Raw genomic sequence first — 21,576 nt, forward strand, 5'->3', positions numbered from 1 at the left:
TCATTCACCGTTTAGGACTGGGATATGGCTTTCAATTTACGCAACCGCAACTTTCTCAAACTGCTCGATTTCACGCCGAAAGAGATCCAATTTCTGCTCGATCTCTCTGCTGATCTCAAAAAAGCGAAATACGCCGGATCAGAACAGAAAAGATTAGCGGGTAAAAATATTGCGCTGATTTTTGAGAAAGCCTCAACACGGACGCGATGTGCATTTGAAGTGGCCGCGTTTGATCAAGGCGCTCAAGTCTCTTACATCGGGCCATCAGGGTCGCAAATTGGTCATAAAGAGTCGATGAAAGACACCGCGCGCGTACTCGGAAGAATGTACGATGGCATCCAATATCGCGGTTTTGGACAAGAAATTGTCGAAGAGCTTGGCGCACATGCTGGCGTTCCTGTATGGAACGGGCTCACCAACGAGTTCCACCCAACACAGATTTTAGCTGACTTTTTAACCATGATTGAGCATGGCCGTGGTAAACAGTTGCACCAAGTGTCACTAGCTTATCTAGGCGATGCACGCAATAACATGGGCAATTCACTGATGGTGGGCGCAGCAAAAATGGGCATGGATATTCGCCTCGTCGCACCCAAACAGTTTTGGCCAGAAGCATCACTCGTCACCACTTGCCAAAAAATTGCCGAGCAGACGGGAGCCAAAATCACGCTCACTGAAAATGTACAAGAAGGCGTGCAAGGATGCGATTTTCTCTATACCGACGTTTGGGTTTCCATGGGAGAATCAGCCAGTGCATGGGATGAACGCGTGGCCTTAATGACGCCTTACCAAATCAATATGAATGTGATTAAGCAAACTGGTAATCCACAGGTAAAATTTATGCACTGCTTGCCTGCGTTTCATAACGACGAAACCACTGTAGGTAAAGAGGTGGCGGAAAAATATGGTATGAAAGGTTTGGAAGTCACCGAAGAGGTGTTTGAGTCTGAATATTCGATTGTGTTTGATGAAGCTGAAAACCGCATGCACACCATCAAAGCTGTGATGGTCGCGACTCTCGGCGCTTAAAAAACAAGGCAACAATGGATCGAAGCCCGATGAACTTACATGAGTAAGTGATTCGGGTGAGTGAAAGCAGCTAACGCAGCGACAGTGCCAAAGCGACTTTTAATCCTCAAAATCATTGGTGCTGTCGCAAGGCGGCAAGAGAACGAAGCCCGATGAGCTTACATGAGTAAGTGATTTGGGTGAGTGAATGCAGCTAACGCAGCGACGGTGCCAATGATGAAGAGGATTGTGAGGTAATCGCTTGCGCTCACACAACGAAAGCGTATAATTCCCAGCAATTTGTCTGAGGGGTAGCCATGAAAACGGACGTTGTTATTCACATCTACAACGCAATTCGATTCAATGTAGGTCAGCGTGCTGACTTACTGGGCGCGTTATTTTTCCCCCCTCTTGATTTTTAAAGCCTCCCTATTGGGGGGCTTTTTTATGGCTACTAGAAAATTATAGGGAAGACGACCATGGTGAATTCGCTTTATCAAAAGCACATTATTTCGATTCCGGAGCTCTCTCGTGACGAGCTGGAATTGATTGTGAAAACCGCAGGCCAACTCAAAGCGGAACCAAAACCAGAGCTGATTAAGCACAAAGTGGTGGCAAGCTGCTTTTTTGAGCCGTCGACTCGTACTCGTTTGTCTTTTGAAACTGCTATTCAACGCATCGGCGGCAGCGTGATTGGCTTTGATAATGGTGGCAATACGTCACTGGCGAAAAAAGGCGAAACATTGGCCGATTCAGTACAAGTGATCTCCTCTTATGTGGATGCGTTTGTGATGCGCCACCCCCAAGAAGGCGCAGCGCGTTTAGCCTCTGAATTTTCAAACGGCGTTCCTGTGATTAACGCTGGCGACGGCGCTAACCAACACCCAACTCAAACACTGCTTGATTTGTTCACCATTGCCGAAACACAAGGCCGTTTAGATAACATTAATATTGCCTTTGTTGGCGACTTGAAATATGGCCGTACCGTCCATTCTTTAACCCAAGCTTTGGCTAAATTTAACCACATTCGCTTCTTCTTTGTTGCGCCGGATGCGCTGGCTATGCCTGACTATATTTGCGAAGAGTTAGATGATGCAGGCATTGAGTACAGCCTGCACACCGATATGGAAAGCGTTATTCCACAGTTAGATATTCTGTATATGACGCGCGTCCAAAAAGAGCGCTTTGATGAATCAGAGTACGCGCACATTAAATCGGCGTACATTTTGACAGCCGCCATGCTTGAAGGTGCGCACGATAACTTAAAAGTGCTGCATCCGCTTCCGCGCGTGGATGAAATCACCGTCGATGTGGACAAAACGAAGCACGCTTACTTCTTCCAACAAGCAGAAAACGGGGTCTACGCCCGTGAAGCTTTGCTGGCGCTTGTGTTAAACGAAACCCTGTAATAAAGGAGCCCCAACCATGACTAAAGAGACTCAATTGCAGGTTGAAGCGATTAAAAACGGCACGGTTATCGACCACATTCCTGCGCAAATCGGTATTAAAGTATTAAAGTTATTCGATATGCACAATTCTCATCAACGTGTCACGATTGGCTTAAATTTACCCTCTTCCGCGCTGGGCGCAAAAGATCTGCTGAAGATTGAAAATGTGTTCATTAATGAAGCCCAAGCCAATAAATTAGCACTTTATGCACCGCATGCGACTGTCAACCAAATCGAAAACTACCAAGTGGTGAAAAAGCTAGCGTTGACACTGCCTGAGCAGATCAATGATGTTTTTGCCTGCCCAAACAGCAACTGTATTTCCCACAATGAACCGGTCGAAAGCAGCTTTAAGGTTTTCGAAAAGAAAAACGATATTCGTTTGAAATGTAAGTATTGTGAGAAAGTTTACTCACGTGAGATTGTGACCGAACGCGAGTCATAATTAACCCCATTTAAGTCTATCGATGCCTCACTTTAGTGGGGCATTTTGCACTTTACCTGCCGTTTCTTTAAAGGCAAACTGACGCCTACCCTTCCCATAAAAACAGATGGAACACAATCATGACTAAAGTACTTCATACCGAATCCGCTCCTGCCGCAATTGGCCCTTATGTACAAGGTGTCGATCTTGGCAATATGGTGCTAACTTCAGGGCAAATTCCAGTCAACCCAGTCACCGGCGAAGTGTCAGCAGATATCGCAGTGCAGGCTCGTCAATCTCTCGACAACGTAAAAGCCGTGGTGGAATCTTCTGGCTTAACAGTTTCTGACATCGTAAAAATGACTGTATTTGTTAAAGATCTGAATGATTTTGGCACGGTGAATGAAGTCTACGGTAAGTTTTTTGATGAACATAACGTGTCAAACTACCCAGCGCGTTCATGCGTAGAAGTCGCTCGCTTACCCAAAGATGTGGGTATTGAAATTGAAGCGATTGCGGTACGTAAGTAAGCATTGTTCATAATCAGCACAGTTTAAGCACCACCAGCATGCCACTCTGACGTGAATGTGCTTTTTCAAACCTCGAACCCCGTTCGAGGTTTTTGTTTAATCCAAAAAATCAATTTTTACACCTCATACTTGCTACTTTAGGGTTAGTCACCAACACTTATCGTACTTTTGAACCGTTCGAGGTCGTGAGATGCAAGGGATTATCTATACCGTTCTTTCTGATTTAGTCATCGAAAAATTTGGCGCACTGTTTTGGGATCAAATGCTGGAGGATTTAAAACCTAGCTCTCAAGGCATCTACACCGCTGGAGAGCAATACTCCGATGACGAACTGCTTGCAATGGTGGCTTATTTGAGCGAGCAGAAAAACATCCCCACCGATGATTTAGTCCGGCTTTATGGGCAATACCTATTTTCTCGCCTGTACAACAGCCTTCCTGAAAATTATCCAAATAAAAACAACTTATTAGAGTTTTTGATTTCGGTCGATCAAGTGATCCATAAAGAAGTGAAGCGGCTCTACCCTGATGCCTATTTGCCGCAATTTCAATGTAAAAGCGAGGGCGATCGATTAACCATGTATTACACCTCGAAAAGAAAATTGTGCGCTGCGGCAGAAGGACTCATCATCGGCGCTTCAGAACAATTTGGTGAAGAAGTCGAAATCGAGCAGCCCCAATGCATGCATCATGGTGCTTCATTTTGTGAAATTGTTGTCACCTTTAAGGGTAAACATGAGTGAAATAGAGCAATACCAACGCATTTATGAGCGTGAGCGTCAGGCTCGTTTGCTGGCAGAGCGGTTACTGCAAGAAAAAAGCCGCGAGCTCTACGATAAAATTTTAGAGCTGCAAGAGACTCTAGATCAACTTCATAGCGCGCAAGCACAGCTTGTACAATCAGAAAAAATGGCCTCCGTCGGTCTGTTGGCGGCTGGCGTTGCTCACGAGATCAATAACCCAATCGGTTTTTGTCTGAGTAATTTAAATACGCTGCGTGATTACTCTCACGCCTATATAGGAATTGTCGCTTTGGTAGCACAGCACAAAGCCGAAATTGCTAACACGGATTTCTACCGCAATTATCAAGATTATTATCAACGCCATGATATTGGTTTTGTCGAAAGTGATTTAACTGACATGCTTCAAGAGACTTCGGGTGGATTGCTCCGCGTAAAAGATATTGTCACTAGCCTACAAAGCGTTTCTCACTCCAGTGATGGCCGATTTGTCGAGTGTGAGTTAAATTCGTGTATTGAATCAACACTACACATGGTCTGGAACCAATTTAAATATACGATGGAGGTCGAGCAGCGGTTGGATGAAGCTTTGCCGAAAATCAATGGGATATCAGCAGAGCTACAACAAGTGTTTATGAACCTATTTATTAACGCCTCTCACGCTTGCGAAGCACAAGGAAAGTTAACGATTAGCACAGATTCTGTGGTCGAAAAAGGGAAACGCTGGGTGAGGGTGACAGTGGCAGATAATGGGCATGGCATGAATCAAGACATCATCAACAAGGTGTTTGATCCTTTCTTCACCACCAAACCTGTCGGCGTAGGGACGGGTTTGGGTTTATCGATTTCATACAGTATTGTTGAAAAGCATGGTGGGAAAATGCAGGTCGAATCTGAAGTGGGACAAGGCACCACCTTCATACTTCTTTTTCCCACCATTTAGTAAAGCGGTTACTGACTGCGTGATGTGACTTTCTTACCATCAAGCATCGCGACCTCTTCATCCAGCTGCGCTAATTTGGCCATCATCTGCTCACGGCATAATGTCGCTAATTCCCGTAAATTTTCTTTTCCATATCCTTCAATACTGATCGGTGGCAGCATCTCAACAATCACATGACCATTGTCCCAACGGTTAAGCTTAATATCATTAGTTGAGCTGCAAACGATGGGGATAATCGGTACACCTGCGCCAATTGCCGCATGAAATGCACCCATTTTAAAGGGCAGCATGCCACGGCCACGCGAGCGAGTACCTTCTGGAAACATCCACACAGACACATCACTGGTTTTTATGCTATCGACAACTTGATCAATGGTGCCTTTGGCTTTGTTGCGATTGGATCTATCAATTAAAATATTCCCTGCTAACCAATACAACTGACCAAACACAGGTGTCCAAACTAAACTTTTTTTCCCTACTGTCACGACTTTCGGCGTTACCGCCGCAGCAACAGTACACAGATCCCAGTTATTTTGATGATTCGCAATGTAGATGTGCTGGCCGCGTTGATAAGCATCTTCAGGGATACGCAGTTCTAATTTAATACCCATCAATTTTGACATGCGGGCGAATAAACGCCCAAACGTAAATACATGTTTGGGATTACGTGGGCTAAGTAAACAGTAGCCACATCCAAAAACAAACATCACAATGGCAAACAGTGCGACTGCCAATAGACGCAAAAGAGCAATCATTTCAGTTCTCCATGGAACAAAGATAAAAAATGAGCAAGGATAAAAAAGCCGAAACCCAGAGATTTCGGCTCCATTGCATGAGCGAGAGTTCAACTGCTGACTTGAATGCGCTCAATATTAGCGCCAAGAGCCGACAGTTTATCTTCAATTCTTTCGTAACCGCGATCGATATGGTAGATGCGATCAACGATGGTTTCACCTTTTGCGATACAACCAGCAATCACTAGGCTGGCTGAGGCACGTAGATCGGTCGCCATCACCTGCGCGCCACTCAACGATTCCACATCACCACAAATCACGGTATTCCCTTCAATCTCCGCTTTTGCTCCCATACGCATCAGTTCAGGAACGTGCATAAAACGGTTTTCAAAGATGGTTTCAGTGATCTTGCCACCACCTTTTGCCATCATATTGAGTAGGGTAAATTGTGCTTGCATATCGGTTGGAAAGCCAGGATGAGGCGCAGTGCGAATCGAAACCGCCTTAAGCTCTTTTCCGGTCATATCAAGGCTTATCCAGCCCTCACCCGTTTCAATCTCAGCGCCCGCTTCTTCCAGTTTTGCTAACACGGCCTCTAACAAATGCGAGTGAGTGTTGTGGCAAACAATTTTTCCGCGAGAAACAGCCGCCGCGACTAAAAACGTGCCCGTTTCAATGCGATCAGCCACAACAGCGTGTTTACCACCACCCAAACGTTCAACACCTTCAATGGTAATGGTATCGGTGCCTGCACCGGACACTTTTGCACCCAGCTTATTCAAAAACAGTGCGGTATCGACAATTTCAGGCTCACGCGCAGCGTTGTCGAGCACGGTTGTGCCTTCGGCAAGGGTTGCGGCGCACATAATGGTAATGGTGGCACCCACGCTCACTTTATCCATGACGATGTGTGCACCTTGTAGACGACCTTCGACACTGGCTTTCACGTAGCCATCTTCTAAGGTGATGGTGGCACCAAGCTGCTCTAAACCATGGATATGCAGATCGACAGGACGAGCGCCAATGGCACAACCTCCAGGTAGCGAAACTTGGCCATAACCAAAACGAGCCACTAATGGACCGAGAGCCCAAATAGAAGCACGCATGGTTTTGACTAAATCATACGGCGCGCAATATTCATCAATTTGACTAGGATCGACATGAACTGAGCCATTACGTTCGACTTTAGCGCCTAAACGTTTGAGCAGTTCCATTGTGGTATCAATATCGCGAAGGTGTGGCACATTGGCCACTTCTACTGGCTCAGAGGCCAAAATAGACGCAAATAAAATAGGCAGTGCAGCGTTTTTGGCACCTGAAATGGTCACTTCACCTTGAAGAGGTTGTGTTGACCCAATAACTCGAAACTTTTCCATCAATAAACCTTACAGCGACATCAACTTTTTATCACGAGCCCACTCTGTTGGTGTGAACGCTTTAATAGAAAGGGCATGAATGTCGTTTCTTTGAATGTACTCCATCAGTGGAGCATAAATAAGTTGTTGTTTTTTAACGCGACTCATCCCTGCAAAACAAGCATCAACAGCGATAACTTCATAGTGGCTACCTTCACCTTTGACGTGGATCTCTTCAAGGTTTAGTGCTTGTTCTAATAACTGTTGTACTTTTGCGCTATCCACAATGTTCCCCTGCTTAATTCTTTATATGTTGAGCCATTAAACGATCAATGTTGCTCAATTGGAATAGTGTGCGCAGTTGCTCTGGCACGAAACTGAGCATTATATGACAGTTTCGTTTTTTTGCATGCTCTATTAGGTGGATTAACATCACCATTCCGGCAGAGTCTATGCGCTCAACGTTTTTCAGTTCAATCTCAAACTGTGTACTCACCGGGTTCCATTTTTGGATAAACGCCCATAAATCAGGCACATGCTCTCTGTCTAATGCGCCCGACAAAGCCGCAATCGGCATATCAGTTTGATGCCACTGCGGATGAATCATTGCGCTTTACCTTCAAAACGGATCGGCTGATCCGCCAATTGTTGCAGTTCATTGGCAACCGCTAAGATGCCATCTTGGCGAATTTTACCGCTCCATTCAGATTGCTTACTGGAGAGCAAACTCACTCCTTCTGCAATCATATCAAAGACTTGCCATTCGCCATTTTTCTCTTTGCGCAATTTAAACTCAAGTTTGATGTTAGGTCGTGGCGTATCAATAATATCCACCTTCACGCTGGTAATGCGTTTATCATCCGACACCGCCTGTTCAGGCTCGAACTCAATAATTTGGTTACTGTATTGAGTCAATACTTGCGCATATGCACTGACAAGATAGGCACGAAATGCGGTGATGAAAGTGGCGACATCTTCACGCTTGGCCCCTTTTAAGTTTGGCCCCAATAACTTCAGTGCCGCATACTGCTCATTGACGTAAGGCATCAGTTCTTGTTCCACGATCTCTTTCAAATATTCAGGATGGTGGTGAATCGCTTCTTGTTCGGCTTTCAAACGAGTAAATGCCGTTTCAGACACCTGCTTCATCATGGTATAGGGCTGGGTTTTATCCACATTGGCCGCTTGCACAAACATGGAGGCAAAGAGGGTAAATACAAAAATCAACGTCCGTTTAAACACTGTTTTTATAAACTCTGTTGTTATAAACACTGTTGTTACTCCTTACCTTTTTCTTGTGAGCCACCACCGACGCTATACAGCACTTGGCCAATCAAATCTTCTAATACGAGGGCGGATTTTGTGTCTTCAATTAAGTCGCCCTCTTTTAACATCTGTTCATCTTCAAAGACAAAACCGGGCACAAGCCCAATGTACTGCTCGCCAATCAATCCAGAAGTTAGAATTTGCACACTCGACGTTTCTGGAAATTGATCATATTGACTGTTAATAGCCATAGTAACCACAGGCAGCAAACTCTCTCTATCGAGTTTAATCTCGGCCACTCGCCCAACGACTACACCACCCACTTTGACTGGCGAGCGCACTTTTAAACTACCGATATTGTCAAATTCAGCTTTCAATTGGTAAGTATGGTTGGAACCCAACCCTTTTACGTCAGCGACCTGAAAAATCATCACCAGAATTGCGCAAATTCCAGCAAGGACAAAGCTACCGACCCAAAGTTCTATTTTTCGTGTTTGCTGCATGATTAATTCCCAAACATCAATGCGGTGAGTACAAAGTCTAGCCCTAATACAGCTAAAGATGAATGCACTACGGTTCTTGTGGTGGCACGGCTAATACCTTCCGAGGTTGGAATAGCATCGTAACCGTTAAACAGTGCAATCCAAGTCACTGTGATGGCAAACATCACGCACTTGATCATACTGTTGCCAATATCTTGTCCTAGCTCTACCGATGACTGCATCGCAGACCAAAAACTGCCGTGATCAATCCCTTTCCAATCCACGCCAACAAGCTGGCCTCCCCAAATGCCGACCGCCATAAAAATCATCGCTAGCAACGGCATTGATATTAGCCCAGCCCAAAAGCGAGGAGCGATAATACGTTTGAGCGGATCAACCGCCATCATCTCTAAACTGGAAAGCTGCTCGGTGGCTTTCATCAGGCCGATCTCAGCGGTAAGTGCAGAACCAGCACGCCCAGCAAACAGTAGCGCAGTCACCACGGGCCCAAGTTCACGCAATAAAGAGAGCGCGACCATCTGCCCAAGGCTACCTTCCGCGCCGTAATCGACCAAAATCACATAGCCTTGCAGGCTCAACACCATGCCAATGAACAAACCAGAAACGACAATAATCGCCAGCGACTGAACACCAACACTGTAGAGCTGCTTCACTAACAATGGAAAATTCTGAATAGGCCGTGGGCGGCTCACTAATGCGCCAAACAGCATCAAGCTAGCTTTGCCAAAGGCTTGGCAAAATTCGAGCGTACGGCGACCGAGCCCTTCAATCCAGTCAGTCAATGTAGACATCATGAGAATAAATCCTTTTCTAGGCTTTGCGCTGGAAAGCGAAATGGTACTGGGCCATCAGCCTCGCCTTGTAAAAATTGTTGTACGCGAGGATCGCTATTTTGATAAAGATCGTTTGGCGTTCCTTTGGCAATCACTTTGCCGTCAGCCAGCAAATAAACCCAATCGGCAATGCTCATCACTTCAGGAACATCATGAGAGACCACTATCGAGGTCACCCCTAAAGCTTGATTCAAATTGCGGATCAATTCCACCAGCACGCCCATGGTGATCGGGTCTTGCCCCACAAACGGCTCATCATACATGATCAGTTCCGGATCCAGCGCAATCGCGCGCGCTAATGCAGCCCTTCTTGCCATGCCACCGGATAATTCGCTCGGCATGAGCAAGGCGGCACCGCGCAGACCAACCGCTTCTAATTTTAGTAAAACTAATGTCTTAATCAGCGATTCATCTAATTGAGTGTGTTCACGTAAAGGGAAAGCCACATTATCGAACACATTTAAATCGGTAAATAACGCGCCCGACTGAAACAACATGCTCATTTTTTTACGAGCTTGATACAGCTTTTTGCGACTGAGCATCGGGATGTTTTGTTTGTCGAACCAAATCTCACCTTGTTCAGGAAACAGTTGTCCGCCAATAAGACGTAGCAAAGTGGTTTTACCAATACCCGATGGCCCCATAATGGCGGTAATTTTTCCTTGCGGAACACTGAGACTCACGTCATCGAAAATCTTCCGTCCTGAACGGGAGAAGGTTAAATTCTTGATTGTGACAAGATCGTTGATTGGCATCATGAGTGTTTCACTATTGTTGTCCGCCCCAAAATGATGGGCAATCATAAGCATAACGTTCTAAAATTAAAAGCACTGTTCAATTACATCCTAAAGTAAAGCATCATCTTTCGCCAAAACAATCTTCCGGTCATTTATTGATGGATAGCTAACTAAACCATGAATTGAACGTAATTAATTGGATCTTCAGCTTCCCTTTTCGCAACCAACACGTCAAAATTAGCGGTTAATTGCATCATTTTTTCACTCATTTCATTAATTAGGTATAATCATGATCGAAGCGGTAGCGTTTCTCATTGTAGGTTTGGTGTTTTTAGTCTGGAGCGCTGACAAGTTAGTCTTTGGTTCTGCCGCGCTTGCTCGCAACTTCGGCATCTCGCCATTAGTGATCGGCATGACTATTTTAGCAATGGGATCATCAGCACCAGAGATGATGGTATCGGCAACGGCCGCTTTGGATGGGAAAACCGATACTGCTGTCGGTAACGTGCTCGGTTCTAACATCGCTAACATTGCTTTGATCTTGGGTATTACAGCACTCATCAAACCGCTTTCCGTCAGTTCTGCGGTACTCCGCCGTGAACTGCCGCTGATGATTGCGGTCACACTACTTGCTGGTGCGTTATTGTGGGATAACCACTTAGGATTCTATGAAGGTGTGTTGCTGTTTGCACTTTTCGCCGTGTTTATCATCGCGATGCTCCGCATTAGCCGTAACGAGCAAAAACATGGTGACGCGCTGCTTACCGAGCAGGAATCTGAAATACCGCAGGGCGTGAGCAACGCAAAAGCGGCTATTTGGGTAGTGATTGGGCTTATCATTCTGCCGATTGCTGCCAGCGTGTTAGTCGATAACGCCGTCATTATCGCTAAGTTTTTTGGCATGAGCGACTTGGTAATTGGCTTGACGATCATCGCTGTTGGGACCAGCTTGCCAGAATTGGCCGCCTCACTCACAAGTGTGTTGAAAGGCGAAGATGATATGGCTGTGGGCAACATTATTGGCTCGAACGTATTCAATATTCTTGCCGTAATGGGCTTACCCGGCATTCTTAATCCATCGATACTCAGTGAGCATGCGATGGGACGCGATTTTTGGGTAATGCTTGGCGTATCTCTGCTACTGGTTGCCATGGCTTTAGGGAAATCGCGTAGTATTAACCGCATTGAGGGAGGCGTGCTCTTCCTCGCTTTTATCGGATACCAAGCTTATCTACTTATGAATATGACCGCTTAACCCAAACTCGGAGTATCGAATGTCGAATCAGTTTGATTATCGCAGTGTTGCACAGCAAGTTCTCGCCACCGAAATGGCGGCTTTACAGCAGCTAGAGCAATACTTTGACGACTCATTTTGCCAAGCGTGTGAAATGATCATTGCCAATGATCACGGCAAAGTGGTGGTGATGGGTATGGGTAAATCAGGTCATATCGGTAAAAAAATTGCCGCGACCTTAGCCAGTACTGGCACTTCGGCATTTTTCGTACATCCAGGAGAAGCGGCGCACGGTGATCTTGGTATGATCGAGCGTGGCGACATCGTAATTGCTATTTCAAACTCTGGCGAATCCTCGGAAATTTTATCACTGTTTACTGTGCTAAAACGGCTCAATATTCGCATCATCAGCATGACAGGCAACCCGTCATCGAATATGGCAAAGTTGGCCGATCTTCATTTGCAAATCACAGTCCCACAAGAGGCATGCCCGCTTGGCCTTGCGCCAACCTCCAGCACCACCGCAACGCTAGTGATGGGCGATGCGTTAGCCGTCGCACTCTTGCAAGCACGCGGCTTTACCGCTGAAGATTTTGCGCTGTCTCATCCCGGTGGGGCTTTAGGTCGAAAATTGTTGCTCAAGCTCTCTGATATCATGCACATTGGCGATGCATTACCAACAGTGCAACCAAATGCATTGATCCGCGATGCCTTACTTGAGATCAGTCAAAAAGGCTTGGGGATGACCGCGGTAGTAGACAGCAACATGCAGCTTATTGGCATCTTTACTGATGGCGATTTACGCCGCATCTTAGACAAACGAATCGATATTCACAGCGCAGCAATCAGCGAGGTGATGACGCAAAACCCAACGGTAGCAAACCCTAACATGCTCGCGGTCGAAGGGTTAAACCTAATGCAAGATAAACGAATCAATGGCTTGATGCTGTGCGAAAATGGCACATTGGTCGGTGCATTAAACATGCACGATTTGCTCAAAGCAGGAGTGATGTGATGACCATGATTGATACACTCTACGGCCCGGTCTCACCGCCTATTCTCGACATAGCTAAGCAGATAAAACTGCTGATCTGCGATGTGGATGGCGTCTTCTCTGATGGCTTAGTTTATATGGGCAATCAAGGCGAAGAGCTAAAAACCTTCCACACTCGAGATGGCTACGGCATAAAATCATTGATGAATGCTGGCATTGAAGTGGCGATCATTACAGGTAGGCAGTCAAAAATTGTCGAAAACCGTATGGCCGTATTAGGCATTACACTGGTTTATCAAGGTCAGGATGACAAGGTCAAAGCCTATAACGACATTTGTCGCCAGCTCAATATTGCCCCAGAACACACAGGGTATATCGGTGATGACTTGATTGATTGGCCGGTAATGGAAAAAGTCGCGCTGAAAGTCTGTGTCGCGGATGGTCACCCGCTATTAGTTAAACGCGCAAACTACGTGACCCATATAAAAGGTGGGCATGGCGCTGTACGCGAAGTGTGTGATTTGATTTTGCAAGCTCGCGGTGAGTTAGATGTGCACAAAGGCTTAAGTGTATGAGTTTATCTCGTGTCCTCTATGTGATACTGATTTTTATCGCATCGTGGTCAGCCTATTACTTGTTCGATAAAGAACAAAATACCGATATACAAGTTGCTCCGAACTTGGAGTTACCGTCGTTTAGTGGAAAAAATCTCGACAACACCACCTATAACGAGCAAGGTATCCGCAGCTACATCATTCAATCGACGCATCTGGATCATTACGCAAAAAGTGGCGACACCATTTTCGAGTACCCGATACTCAAAGTCTTCCGTGATGGTATTTTGCAAGAGTGGGAGATTACCGCTAAACGCGGCGTACTCGATGAAGAGCAAGTACTCACACTGTATGACGACGTACTGGCAAAAAACCTATTAGCAGATTCTAGTTTTGATACGCTTTCAACCATTAAGATGAGCATTCAACTCAATAATCGCGATTTTTGGGCCGATAATCAGGTCGATTTGGTTGGGCCACAATTCGAAACACAAGGACAAGCGATGAAAGGCAACTTTGCCGACAATACCGCTATTCTTTATAACCATGTGCAAGGTAGATATGAAACTCTCACACCTTAGTCTTATTGCTTGTTTAGCGATTTCTGGTCACGTATCCGCGTTGTCTACCGACAGTGCTCAGCAGATTTATCTGAATGCAGACAGCCAACTGCTCGACATGAAAAGCAACCAAATGACACTCCTTGGTAATGTCAATCTCAAACAAGGCAGTATCAATATCAACGCCGACAAAGTGATTGTAACCCGTGATGCGAAAGATGGCTCCATTCAAGAAATTGAAGGATATGGCAACCTCGCCACTTTTTCGCAATTAACCGACGATGGCAAAACCTTGTATGGTGAGGCGAAAGAGCTCTATTACAAATTGGCCGAAGATCAGTTGACGATGATCGATCAAGCCATGTTGTCACAAGACGATAGCATCATCCGTGGTACGAAAATTCGTTACAAAATTTCGTCACAGAAACTGATGGCTGATGGTAACTCTAACGAGCGAGTATCGACCGTGCTTCAGCCGCAAGCCACTACGACACAAGAATAATTATGGCCACACTTAAAGCAGAACATTTAGCGAAAAGCTATAAAAAGCGCAAAGTCGTCTCTGACGTCAGCTTGCAAGTAGAATCGGGGCAGATTGTTGGCTTACTCGGCCCTAACGGCGCAGGAAAAACCACATCGTTTTACATGATCGTCGGTCTTGTCGCTCGTGATGAAGGTAAGATCAGCATTGATGATCACGACATCAGCATTTTACCCATGCACAGTCGCTCACGCTTGGGGATCGGCTACTTACCTCAAGAAGCGTCTATTTTTCGAAAATTATCGGTCGAAGATAACATCATGGCGGTACTTGAAACCCGTGAATCGATGACCCGTGAAGAGCGCCAAGATAAACTCGAAGATCTACTAGAAGAATTTCACATTCAACATATCCGCCATAGTGCGGGGATGGCGCTATCGGGTGGTGAACGTCGTAGAGTTGAAATTGCCCGCGCTCTTGCCGCAAACCCACAATTTATTTTGCTTGATGAACCCTTTGCAGGGGTCGACCCCATTTCCGTTATCGACATTAAAAAGATCATCCAACACCTGCGAGATCGTGGCTTAGGCGTTTTAATCACAGACCACAACGTTCGAGAAACATTGGACGTCTGTGAAAAAGCCTATATTGTAAGCCAGGGTCGTTTGATCGCAGAAGGTACACCACATGACGTGCTCAATAATGAAGAGGTAAAACAAGTTTATCTCGGTGAACAATTCCGTCTATGATTAAGTAGAGAGTGACATCAATTCTAAAAATAATAAGGTAACTGGCACTGAATGAAACCCTCATTACAACTGAAGCTCGGCCAACAATTAGCGATGACACCGCAGTTACAACAAGCCATTCGTTTGTTGCAACTCTCCACATTGGAACTCCAGCAAGAGATCCAAGAGGCTCTAGAGTCTAATCCATTATTGGATGTTGAAGATGCCTATGAAGAGAATGCCACCGCCGATGTTCATAGCATCAATGAGGAGAAAGAAACCAGTGCTGAGGTGTTAGATATTGAGCCACAAGACAGCTCTGACTTAATTGAAAAATCCGAAATCAGCAGCGAGCTTGAGATCGACACCACATGGGATGATGTCTACAGCGCGAACACAGGCAGCACAGGGATCGCCCTTGATGATGACATGCCCGTGTACCAAGGTGAAACAACGCAAACCCTGCAAGATTATCTACTGTGGCAATTAGATCTCACACCGTTTAGCGACACCGACCGCAGCATTGCTCTTGCCTTGATTGACGCCATCGATGACTACGGTTATCTCACCGTTTCTTTGGATGATATTTTAGAAAGCTTTGCCGATGAAAATATCGAGCTTGATGAAATTGAAGCCGTTCGTAAACGTGTTCAGCAGTTTGATCCCCTCGGTGTGGCTTCAGTCAACCTTCAAGACTGCCTGCTTTTACAATTAGCGACCTACCCTGCCAGTACCCCTTGGTTAGAAGAAGCTAAACAGCTGCTGATCCAACACATTGATCTGCTCGGCAACCGTGACTACAAGTTGATCATCAAAGAAACCAAGTTAAAAGAAGAAGATCTGCGAGAGGTATTGCAGCTCATTCAACAACTTGACCCAAGACCGGGAAATAACATTTCAACCGAGCACGCCGAATACGTTGTGCCTGACGTGTCTGTTTACAAAGATCACGGCAAATGGGTGGTCACAATAAACCCAGATAGCGTACCAAAACTTAAGATAAATCAACAGTATGCAGCATTAGGCAAAGGTAACAGTGCCGATAGCAACTACATTCGCAGCAATTTGCAAGAAGCAAAATGGCTTATTAAGAGTTTAGAAAGTAGAAACGAGACACTGCTCAAAGTTGCCAAGTGTATTGTTGAACATCAACGTGATTTCTTTGAGTATGGTGAAGAGGCGATGAAGCCAATGGTACTCAATGACGTTGCTTTAGCGGTAGAAATGCATGAATCCACCATATCAAGGGTGACAACGCAGAAGTACATGCATACTCCGCGTGGTATTTTCGAATTGAAATACTTCTTCTCCAGCCATGTCAGTACCGACAGCGGGGGAGAGTGTTCATCGACTGCAATACGAGCACTGATTAAAAAACTGGTGGCCGCTGAAAATACAGCCAAACCATTAAGTGACAGTAAAATTGCAGATCTACTGGCTGACCAAGGGATTCAGGTAGCTAGACGGACGATAGCTAAATACCGTGAATCGTTGGGCATTGCTCCATCGAGTCAGCGCAAACGCCTACTGTAAGGCACAAAATAGAGAAGGAAAGTCTATGCAAATCAACATTAATGCCCATCACATTGATCTGACCGATTCAATGCAAGACTATGTAAACTCGAAGTTTCAAAAACTTGAGCGATTTTTTGACCATATCAATAACGTACAGGTTGTTTTACGTGTTGAAAAAGTACAACAGATCGCTGAAGCTACGCTCCACATAAATCAAGGTGATATCCACGCCGTAGCCGACAATGAAAATATGTATGCTGCCATTGATAGTTTAGTGGATAAACTCGTAAGACAACTCAACAAGCATAAAGAAAAGCTAAGTAGTCATTAATCATGCAATTAAGCGAAGTACTCTCATTGGACTGCACGAAAAGTGCGGTCCAATGCACCAGTAAAAAAAGAGCCCTAGAAATCATTAGCGAAATCGCTGCTGAATATTCAGGTCAAAATTCAACCGAGCTGTTTGAATGCATGCTCAGCCGAGAAAAAATGGGCAGTACTGGTATTGGTAATGGCATCGCCATTCCTCATGCAAGAATGACCAACAGTGATCGTGCCATTGCCGTTTTGCTGCAGTGTGAAGAACCGATTGAGTTTGATGCTATTGATAATCGACCTGTCGATCTACTATTTGCGTTGCTCGTTCCTGAAGAGCAGTGCAAAGAGCATTTAAAAACGCTCGCTTGTATGGCCGAGCGCCTCAATGACAAACAAGTTTTAAAACAGCTTCGAAGTGCACAAAGCGATCAAGAGCTGTACGACATCATGACTAACCAATAACCACCGAGCCGAAACTATGCGTTTAATCGTTGTGAGTGGTCAATCAGGCGCAGGGAAAAGCGTTGCTTTACGAGTACTGGAGGATCTCGGCTACTATTGTGTCGATAACCTTCCCGTCAACTTGTTGGATGCGTTTATTCAATCAGTCCAAGGCAGCAAACAAAATGTCGCAGTGAGCATTGATATCCGTAACTTGCCCCAAGAGCCTAGTTTGGTTGCGGATGTTTTAGAGCAGCTAAAACAGAATAACGATGTTAGTGTGCTGTTTCTCGATGCCAGTAAAGAGACACTACTCAAGCGCTACAGCGAAACGCGTCGTATCCATCCTCTCTCATTAAACGCCGATAAACCTTCACTTGCGCAAGCGATTGAATTGGAAAAGTCGCTGCTTGCGCCGCTCAAAGAGCAAGCCGATTTAGTGCTCGATAGCAGTAATCAATCGCTGCATGAGTTGAGCGAAACCGTACGCATGCGAATTGAAGGACGTGAGCGCAAAGATCTGGTGATGGTCTTTCAGTCTTTTGGCTTCAAATATGGACTACCCAGCGATGCAGACTACGTGTTTGATGTGCGTTTTTTACCCAACCCACACTGGGAACCCGATCTTCGCCCATTAACTGGCCTGGATGCACCAATTAAGTCGTTTCTTGAACGCCATAGTGAAGTAATTGAACTTAAACAACAAATTCAAAAGTTTGTTGAATACTGGCTGCCGATGCTCGAAAAAAACAACCGTAGTTATCTCACAATTGCGATTGGTTGCACCGGTGGTAAGCACCGCTCCGTTTACCTGACTCAACAGCTTGGCGAGTACTTTGCTCAATTGGGTCACCAAGTACAGATACGCCATACATCATTAGAAAAACAGCAATAGGAGCGATGGTATGCCACTATTAAGTAAAACGGTTTTAATCCAAAATCGCTTGGGCCTTCATGCTCGTGCAGCCGTTAAGCTGGTTGAACTGTCGCAATCTTTTGATGCGGTGGTCACCATTCAAAGTGAAGAAGGAAAAGAAGCCACTGCAGATAGTGTAATGGGTTTATTGATGCTCGAATCCGCACAAGGTCAATACATCACCATCAATGCTGAAGGCTCACAAGCAGAGCCTGCTTTGCAAGCGGTTAGTTCGCTGATTGAACATAAATTCGATGAAGACGAGTAAGCACAAGGCTTACACTCCACTCTCCCACAGACAGCGCATGCGCGCCCCTGATAGTCAAAATAAATTCAGTGCTTAATAAGAACTTATTAAATAAGGCCTAGAATTAAGTTACTATTCAACACATTGTAAGAATCCTAAGTAGGGGGAAACCATGGCCGAGCAAATTGAATTTGATCAAGCTCACCTAACCCTCCAAGAAGTCAGCGAAGCTTTAGAAAATGGTCGTTTTGTCCATGTCCGTCGCCAATTGCAGGACATGGAGCCAGAAGATATTGCTCACCTCTTAGAAGCCTCTCCACGTAAAAGCCGGGAGGTGTTATGGCAACTCACCGACCCAGAAGACTACGGTGAAATCCTTGATGAGCTCAACGAAGACGTCAAAGATGCCCTAGTTTCCAAAATGGCACCCGAAAAACTGGCAGAAGCGACCGAAGGCATGGACACCGATGACGTGGCCTATGTACTGCGTAGCTTGCCAGATGACGTGTCACGCGAAGTGCTTTCGCAGATGGACAGCGCTGATCGCCAGCGCGTTGAAACCGCGCTCTCCTATTCAGAGGAAACAGCCGGCGGGATCATGAATACCGACGTGATCACCATTCGTGGTGACGTTGATATTGACGTGGTTTTACGCTATTTACGCATGCGCGGCGATCTGCCCGAAGCAACCGATGCACTTTACGTGATTGACGATGAAAGTAAGCTGATTGGGCATCTCTCACTCACCACTCTGCTGACCACACAACCAGATATTCCAGTGAGTGAAGTGATGGATGATGCCGATGAGGCGATTTTAGTCACCACCAGCGACTCAGATGTTGCCAGCCTGTTTGAACGACGCAACTGGGTGTCCGCGCCTGTGGTGGATGAAAACCAGCACTTGGTCGGTCGTATCACCATTGATGACGTCGTTGACATCATTCGTGAAGATGCCGAACACTCAATGATGAGTATGGCTGGTATGAACGATGACGAAGATACCTTTGCGCCGGTAGTCAAATCCGCACGTAAACGGACCATCTGGCTTGGGGCAAATGTTTTGGCCGCCCTCGCCGCTGCTTCTGTTTCCAACATGTTTGAAGCAACACTGGATCAAATGGCCGCCATTGCCGTGCTAATGACCATAGTGCCCTCAATGGGTGGTGTCGCAGGTAACCAAACCGTGGCCTTGGTCATTCGTGGTTTAGCCTTAGGACATATCGGTGACAGTAACCAACGTGAATTGCTATTCAAAGAAGCCGCGATCGGTTTTTTAAATGGCATCATGTGGGCCACCATCATTGGCGGCATTGTGGTGGCATGGAAAGGCAATTGGATGCTTGGCGGCATCATTTCCGCAGCAATGATGGCCAACCTACTCATTGCCGGGATCGCCGGCGTCACCATCCCAATTTTACTGAAAAAAATGAAAATCGACCCGGCTCTTGCTGGCGGAATGGCGTTAACAACCGTCACCGATGTGGTTGGGCTTTCGGTCTTTCTCGGCTTGGCGACCATTTTGATGTAGCCCTATTTTGATGTAACCCTATAGTGATACATACCCAAACCACCCATAAAAAAAGCTTGGTTGTTATACCAAGCTTTTTCATATTCAGCTTAAGCGATTATTCGCCCGCAATTTTCATCGATTCAAGTAAAATAGACCCAGTTTGGATTTGCGAGCGTGTTTCGACATCACTCCCTACCGCCACCATTTGCTGGAACATATCTTTCAAATTACCCGCGATAGTAATCTCAGATACAGGGTATTGAATCACACCGTTTTCAACCCAGAAACCAGCGGCGCCACGCGAATAATCACCTGTCACTGCATTAACACCTTGGCCCATCACTTCAGTGACTAACAAACCTGTACCCAACGCTTTGAGCATCTGCTCAAAATTTTGCCCTGTGGATTGAACATACCAGTTATGGATGCCACCCGCGTGACCAGTTGGAGTCATCTTCATTTTACGAGCGGCATAGCTGCTCAGAAGATAAGTCGAGAGCACGCCATCAGTAATGATTTGGCGGTCTTGAGTAAATACCCCTTCACTATCAAATGGGCTTGATGCCAACGCACGTAATACATGGGGTTTTTCGGCAATATTGAACCAATCGGGTAAAATTTTCTCGCCTAACTTATCAAGTAAAAAGGAAGATTTACGATACAAGCTGCCACCACTGATCGCCATCACCAAATGGCCAATCAAACCTGTCGCTACATCTGCGGCAAACATCACCGGAACTTTGCCCGTCTTCAGTTTTTTTGCATCTAAACGGCTGATGGTTTTTTCTGCAGCTTGTTGCCCGACCAGCTCTGGCGACCATAAATCGTCGCGGTGACGTGCAACGGTATAGCTATAATCACGCTCCATCTCACCATTTTTACCCTCACCGATCACGCAGCAGCTAATACTATGACGGCTAGAGGCATAACTCGCGAGCAAACCATGGCTATTACCATACACTTTCACACCGTAATGGCTGTCATAACTTGCGCCATCACTTTGTTTGATCTTGTTGCTGTAAGCTAACGCTTTCTCTTCTGCAGCAATGGCAATTTTAGCGGCCATGTCCGGGTTAGGTTCATCCGGATGGAAGAGATCTAAATCAGGAATATTTCGCACCATTAACTCTTTAGGTGCAGGGCCTGCATAAGGATCTTCAGAAGTGTAAAGCGCAATATCAAGCGCTGCAGCGACCGTCTGCGCAATTGCTTTTTCACTGAGATCTGACGTCGACGCACTGCCTTTACGTTGCCCACGATACACAGTGATGCCTAATGCCCCATCACTGTTAAATTCTACGTTTTCAACTTCACACATTCGCGTCGAAACACTCAGGCCGGTACTTTTGGTGATCGCCACTTCGGCAGCATCAGAACTGAGCGCAGCCATCTCTAATGCCTTAGCAACCGCCGCTTCAAGTTCGATGCGCTGCTGAGCAACTTGTTGTTTTACGTCCATATCTCATCAATTATTAGCAAACAATGTCATTAGGATAACAAGAATTTCGCTTTCTCCCCACGATTCTTGCTAAAATAGCTGACATACATAACTCAATAG

27 protein-coding genes are annotated in these 21,576 nt (G+C 45.8%); 18 read left to right on the forward strand and 9 right to left on the reverse strand.

The features are described 5' to 3' along the window. Window positions 1-24: 24 nt before the first annotated feature. From argF to AACT18_RS03570, 6 genes are all read left to right on the forward strand, one after another. On the forward strand, window positions 25-1,029 hold the full coding sequence (gene argF / locus AACT18_RS03545) for an ornithine carbamoyltransferase (protein ID WP_094125399.1): 1,005 nt from the start codon (window positions 25-27) through the stop codon (window positions 1,027-1,029). A 458-nt stretch (window positions 1,030-1,487) separates the two neighbouring features. Next, on the forward strand, window positions 1,488-2,417 hold the full coding sequence (pyrB, locus tag AACT18_RS03550; RefSeq protein ID WP_094125400.1) for an aspartate carbamoyltransferase: 930 nt from the start codon (window positions 1,488-1,490) through the stop codon (window positions 2,415-2,417). Between the two features lie 16 nt (window positions 2,418-2,433). Then, window positions 2,434-2,901 (forward strand): aspartate carbamoyltransferase regulatory subunit, encoded by a 468-nt coding sequence (gene pyrI / locus AACT18_RS03555; RefSeq protein WP_010318833.1) that lies wholly within the window; start codon window positions 2,434-2,436, stop codon window positions 2,899-2,901. Window positions 2,902-3,020: 119 nt separating this feature from the next. Beyond that, window positions 3,021-3,410, forward strand: coding sequence for a RidA family protein (locus AACT18_RS03560; protein WP_047690458.1), 390 nt, complete (start codon window positions 3,021-3,023; stop codon window positions 3,408-3,410). A gap of 190 nt (window positions 3,411-3,600) precedes the next feature. Further along, the gene (locus tag AACT18_RS03565; RefSeq protein ID WP_013855985.1) at window positions 3,601-4,152 is read left to right on the forward strand and encodes a heme NO-binding domain-containing protein; all 552 of its coding nucleotides are present in this window, start codon (window positions 3,601-3,603) and stop codon (window positions 4,150-4,152) included. After that, a complete protein-coding gene (locus AACT18_RS03570) occupies window positions 4,145-5,092 on the forward strand; it encodes a sensor histidine kinase (protein ID WP_017047037.1) in 948 nt (315 codons plus the stop codon). The genes AACT18_RS03565 and AACT18_RS03570 overlap by 8 nt, the downstream gene beginning before the upstream one ends. Window positions 5,093-5,100: 8 nt before the next feature. Here AACT18_RS03570 and AACT18_RS03575 read toward each other — a convergent pair whose 3' ends face one another. From AACT18_RS03575 to mlaF, 8 genes are all read right to left on the reverse strand, one after another. Beyond that, the gene (locus AACT18_RS03575; RefSeq protein WP_013855983.1) at window positions 5,101-5,847 is read right to left on the reverse strand and encodes a 1-acylglycerol-3-phosphate O-acyltransferase; all 747 of its coding nucleotides are present in this window, start codon (window positions 5,845-5,847) and stop codon (window positions 5,101-5,103) included. Window positions 5,848-5,936: 89 nt separating this feature from the next. After that, window positions 5,937-7,202: a UDP-N-acetylglucosamine 1-carboxyvinyltransferase gene (gene murA / locus AACT18_RS03580; protein ID WP_026029130.1), complete on the reverse strand. Its 1,266-nt coding sequence runs from the start codon at window positions 7,200-7,202 to the stop codon at window positions 5,937-5,939. Window positions 7,203-7,211: 9 nt separating this feature from the next. Beyond that, complete coding sequence (gene ibaG, locus AACT18_RS03585; RefSeq protein ID WP_013855981.1) at window positions 7,212-7,466, reverse strand: BolA family iron metabolism protein IbaG; 255 nt, start codon at window positions 7,464-7,466, stop codon at window positions 7,212-7,214. A gap of 13 nt (window positions 7,467-7,479) precedes the next feature. After that, window positions 7,480-7,788 carry an STAS domain-containing protein gene (locus AACT18_RS03590; RefSeq protein WP_010318828.1) on the reverse strand — a complete coding sequence of 103 codons (309 nt, stop codon included), beginning with the start codon at window positions 7,786-7,788 and terminating at the stop codon, window positions 7,480-7,482. Next, window positions 7,785-8,423 (reverse strand): phospholipid-binding protein MlaC, encoded by a 639-nt coding sequence (gene mlaC / locus AACT18_RS03595; RefSeq protein ID WP_094125405.1) that lies wholly within the window; start codon window positions 8,421-8,423, stop codon window positions 7,785-7,787. The genes AACT18_RS03590 and mlaC overlap by 4 nt, the downstream gene beginning before the upstream one ends. A 35-nt stretch (window positions 8,424-8,458) precedes the next feature. Continuing rightward, on the reverse strand, window positions 8,459-8,950 hold the full coding sequence (mlaD, locus tag AACT18_RS03600; protein ID WP_010318826.1) for an outer membrane lipid asymmetry maintenance protein MlaD: 492 nt from the start codon (window positions 8,948-8,950) through the stop codon (window positions 8,459-8,461). Between the two features lie 2 nt (window positions 8,951-8,952). Then, complete coding sequence (mlaE, locus tag AACT18_RS03605) at window positions 8,953-9,744, reverse strand: lipid asymmetry maintenance ABC transporter permease subunit MlaE (protein WP_013855979.1); 792 nt, start codon at window positions 9,742-9,744, stop codon at window positions 8,953-8,955. Next, complete coding sequence (gene mlaF, locus AACT18_RS03610; RefSeq protein ID WP_026029128.1) at window positions 9,741-10,538, reverse strand: phospholipid ABC transporter ATP-binding protein MlaF; 798 nt, start codon at window positions 10,536-10,538, stop codon at window positions 9,741-9,743. Before mlaF ends, mlaE begins: the two co-directional genes overlap by 4 nt. A gap of 271 nt (window positions 10,539-10,809) precedes the next feature. On the opposite strand from mlaF, the gene AACT18_RS03615 reads away from it, so the two are divergent. The 12 genes from AACT18_RS03615 to mgtE all read left to right on the forward strand — a co-directional run bounded on the left by AACT18_RS03615 (window position 10,810) and on the right by mgtE (window position 20,036). Further along, window positions 10,810-11,775, forward strand: coding sequence for a calcium/sodium antiporter (locus tag AACT18_RS03615; RefSeq protein WP_017043395.1), 966 nt, complete (start codon window positions 10,810-10,812; stop codon window positions 11,773-11,775). Window positions 11,776-11,794: 19 nt separating this feature from the next. Then, on the forward strand, window positions 11,795-12,769 hold the full coding sequence (kdsD, locus tag AACT18_RS03620) for an arabinose-5-phosphate isomerase KdsD (RefSeq protein WP_013855975.1): 975 nt from the start codon (window positions 11,795-11,797) through the stop codon (window positions 12,767-12,769). Further along, a complete protein-coding gene (kdsC, locus tag AACT18_RS03625; protein WP_202599046.1) occupies window positions 12,769-13,323 on the forward strand; it encodes a 3-deoxy-manno-octulosonate-8-phosphatase KdsC in 555 nt (184 codons plus the stop codon). Before kdsD ends, kdsC begins: the two co-directional genes overlap by 1 nt. Then, on the forward strand, window positions 13,320-13,883 hold the full coding sequence (gene lptC / locus AACT18_RS03630) for an LPS export ABC transporter periplasmic protein LptC (RefSeq protein WP_017046456.1): 564 nt from the start codon (window positions 13,320-13,322) through the stop codon (window positions 13,881-13,883). The genes kdsC and lptC overlap by 4 nt, the downstream gene beginning before the upstream one ends. Then, entirely contained in the window at window positions 13,864-14,364 is a 501-nt protein-coding gene (gene lptA, locus AACT18_RS03635) for a lipopolysaccharide transport periplasmic protein LptA (RefSeq protein ID WP_017047032.1), read from the forward strand. Before lptC ends, lptA begins: the two co-directional genes overlap by 20 nt. Window positions 14,365-14,366: 2 nt before the next feature. Next, window positions 14,367-15,092, forward strand: a complete 726-nt coding sequence (gene lptB, locus AACT18_RS03640; RefSeq protein ID WP_094125401.1) for an LPS export ABC transporter ATP-binding protein — start codon at window positions 14,367-14,369, stop codon at window positions 15,090-15,092. A gap of 51 nt (window positions 15,093-15,143) precedes the next feature. Then, complete coding sequence (locus AACT18_RS03645; RefSeq protein WP_094125402.1) at window positions 15,144-16,604, forward strand: RNA polymerase factor sigma-54; 1,461 nt, start codon at window positions 15,144-15,146, stop codon at window positions 16,602-16,604. A 25-nt stretch (window positions 16,605-16,629) separates the two neighbouring features. After that, complete coding sequence (hpf, locus tag AACT18_RS03650) at window positions 16,630-16,917, forward strand: ribosome hibernation promoting factor (RefSeq protein ID WP_013855969.1); 288 nt, start codon at window positions 16,630-16,632, stop codon at window positions 16,915-16,917. Between the two features lie 2 nt (window positions 16,918-16,919). Next, the gene (gene ptsN / locus AACT18_RS03655) at window positions 16,920-17,366 is read left to right on the forward strand and encodes a PTS IIA-like nitrogen regulatory protein PtsN (protein ID WP_013855968.1); all 447 of its coding nucleotides are present in this window, start codon (window positions 16,920-16,922) and stop codon (window positions 17,364-17,366) included. 16 nt (window positions 17,367-17,382) lie between these two features. Further along, window positions 17,383-18,240, forward strand: a complete 858-nt coding sequence (gene rapZ / locus AACT18_RS03660; RefSeq protein ID WP_010318814.1) for an RNase adapter RapZ — start codon at window positions 17,383-17,385, stop codon at window positions 18,238-18,240. A gap of 10 nt (window positions 18,241-18,250) precedes the next feature. Continuing rightward, entirely contained in the window at window positions 18,251-18,529 is a 279-nt protein-coding gene (locus AACT18_RS03665) for an HPr family phosphocarrier protein (RefSeq protein WP_013855967.1), read from the forward strand. Between the two features lie 151 nt (window positions 18,530-18,680). Next, window positions 18,681-20,036, forward strand: coding sequence for a magnesium transporter (mgtE, locus tag AACT18_RS03670; RefSeq protein WP_013855966.1), 1,356 nt, complete (start codon window positions 18,681-18,683; stop codon window positions 20,034-20,036). Window positions 20,037-20,133: 97 nt separating this feature from the next. Here the strand turns inward: mgtE and pmbA are convergent, their stop codons facing one another. Then, window positions 20,134-21,477 (reverse strand): metalloprotease PmbA, encoded by a 1,344-nt coding sequence (pmbA, locus tag AACT18_RS03675; RefSeq protein ID WP_010318811.1) that lies wholly within the window; start codon window positions 21,475-21,477, stop codon window positions 20,134-20,136. Window positions 21,478-21,576: the final 99 nt, after the last annotated feature.

The organism is Vibrio sp. V04_P4A5T148 (genome assembly GCF_963875605.1).
Taxonomy (GTDB): Bacteria; Pseudomonadota; Gammaproteobacteria; order Enterobacterales; family Vibrionaceae; genus Vibrio; species Vibrio anguillarum.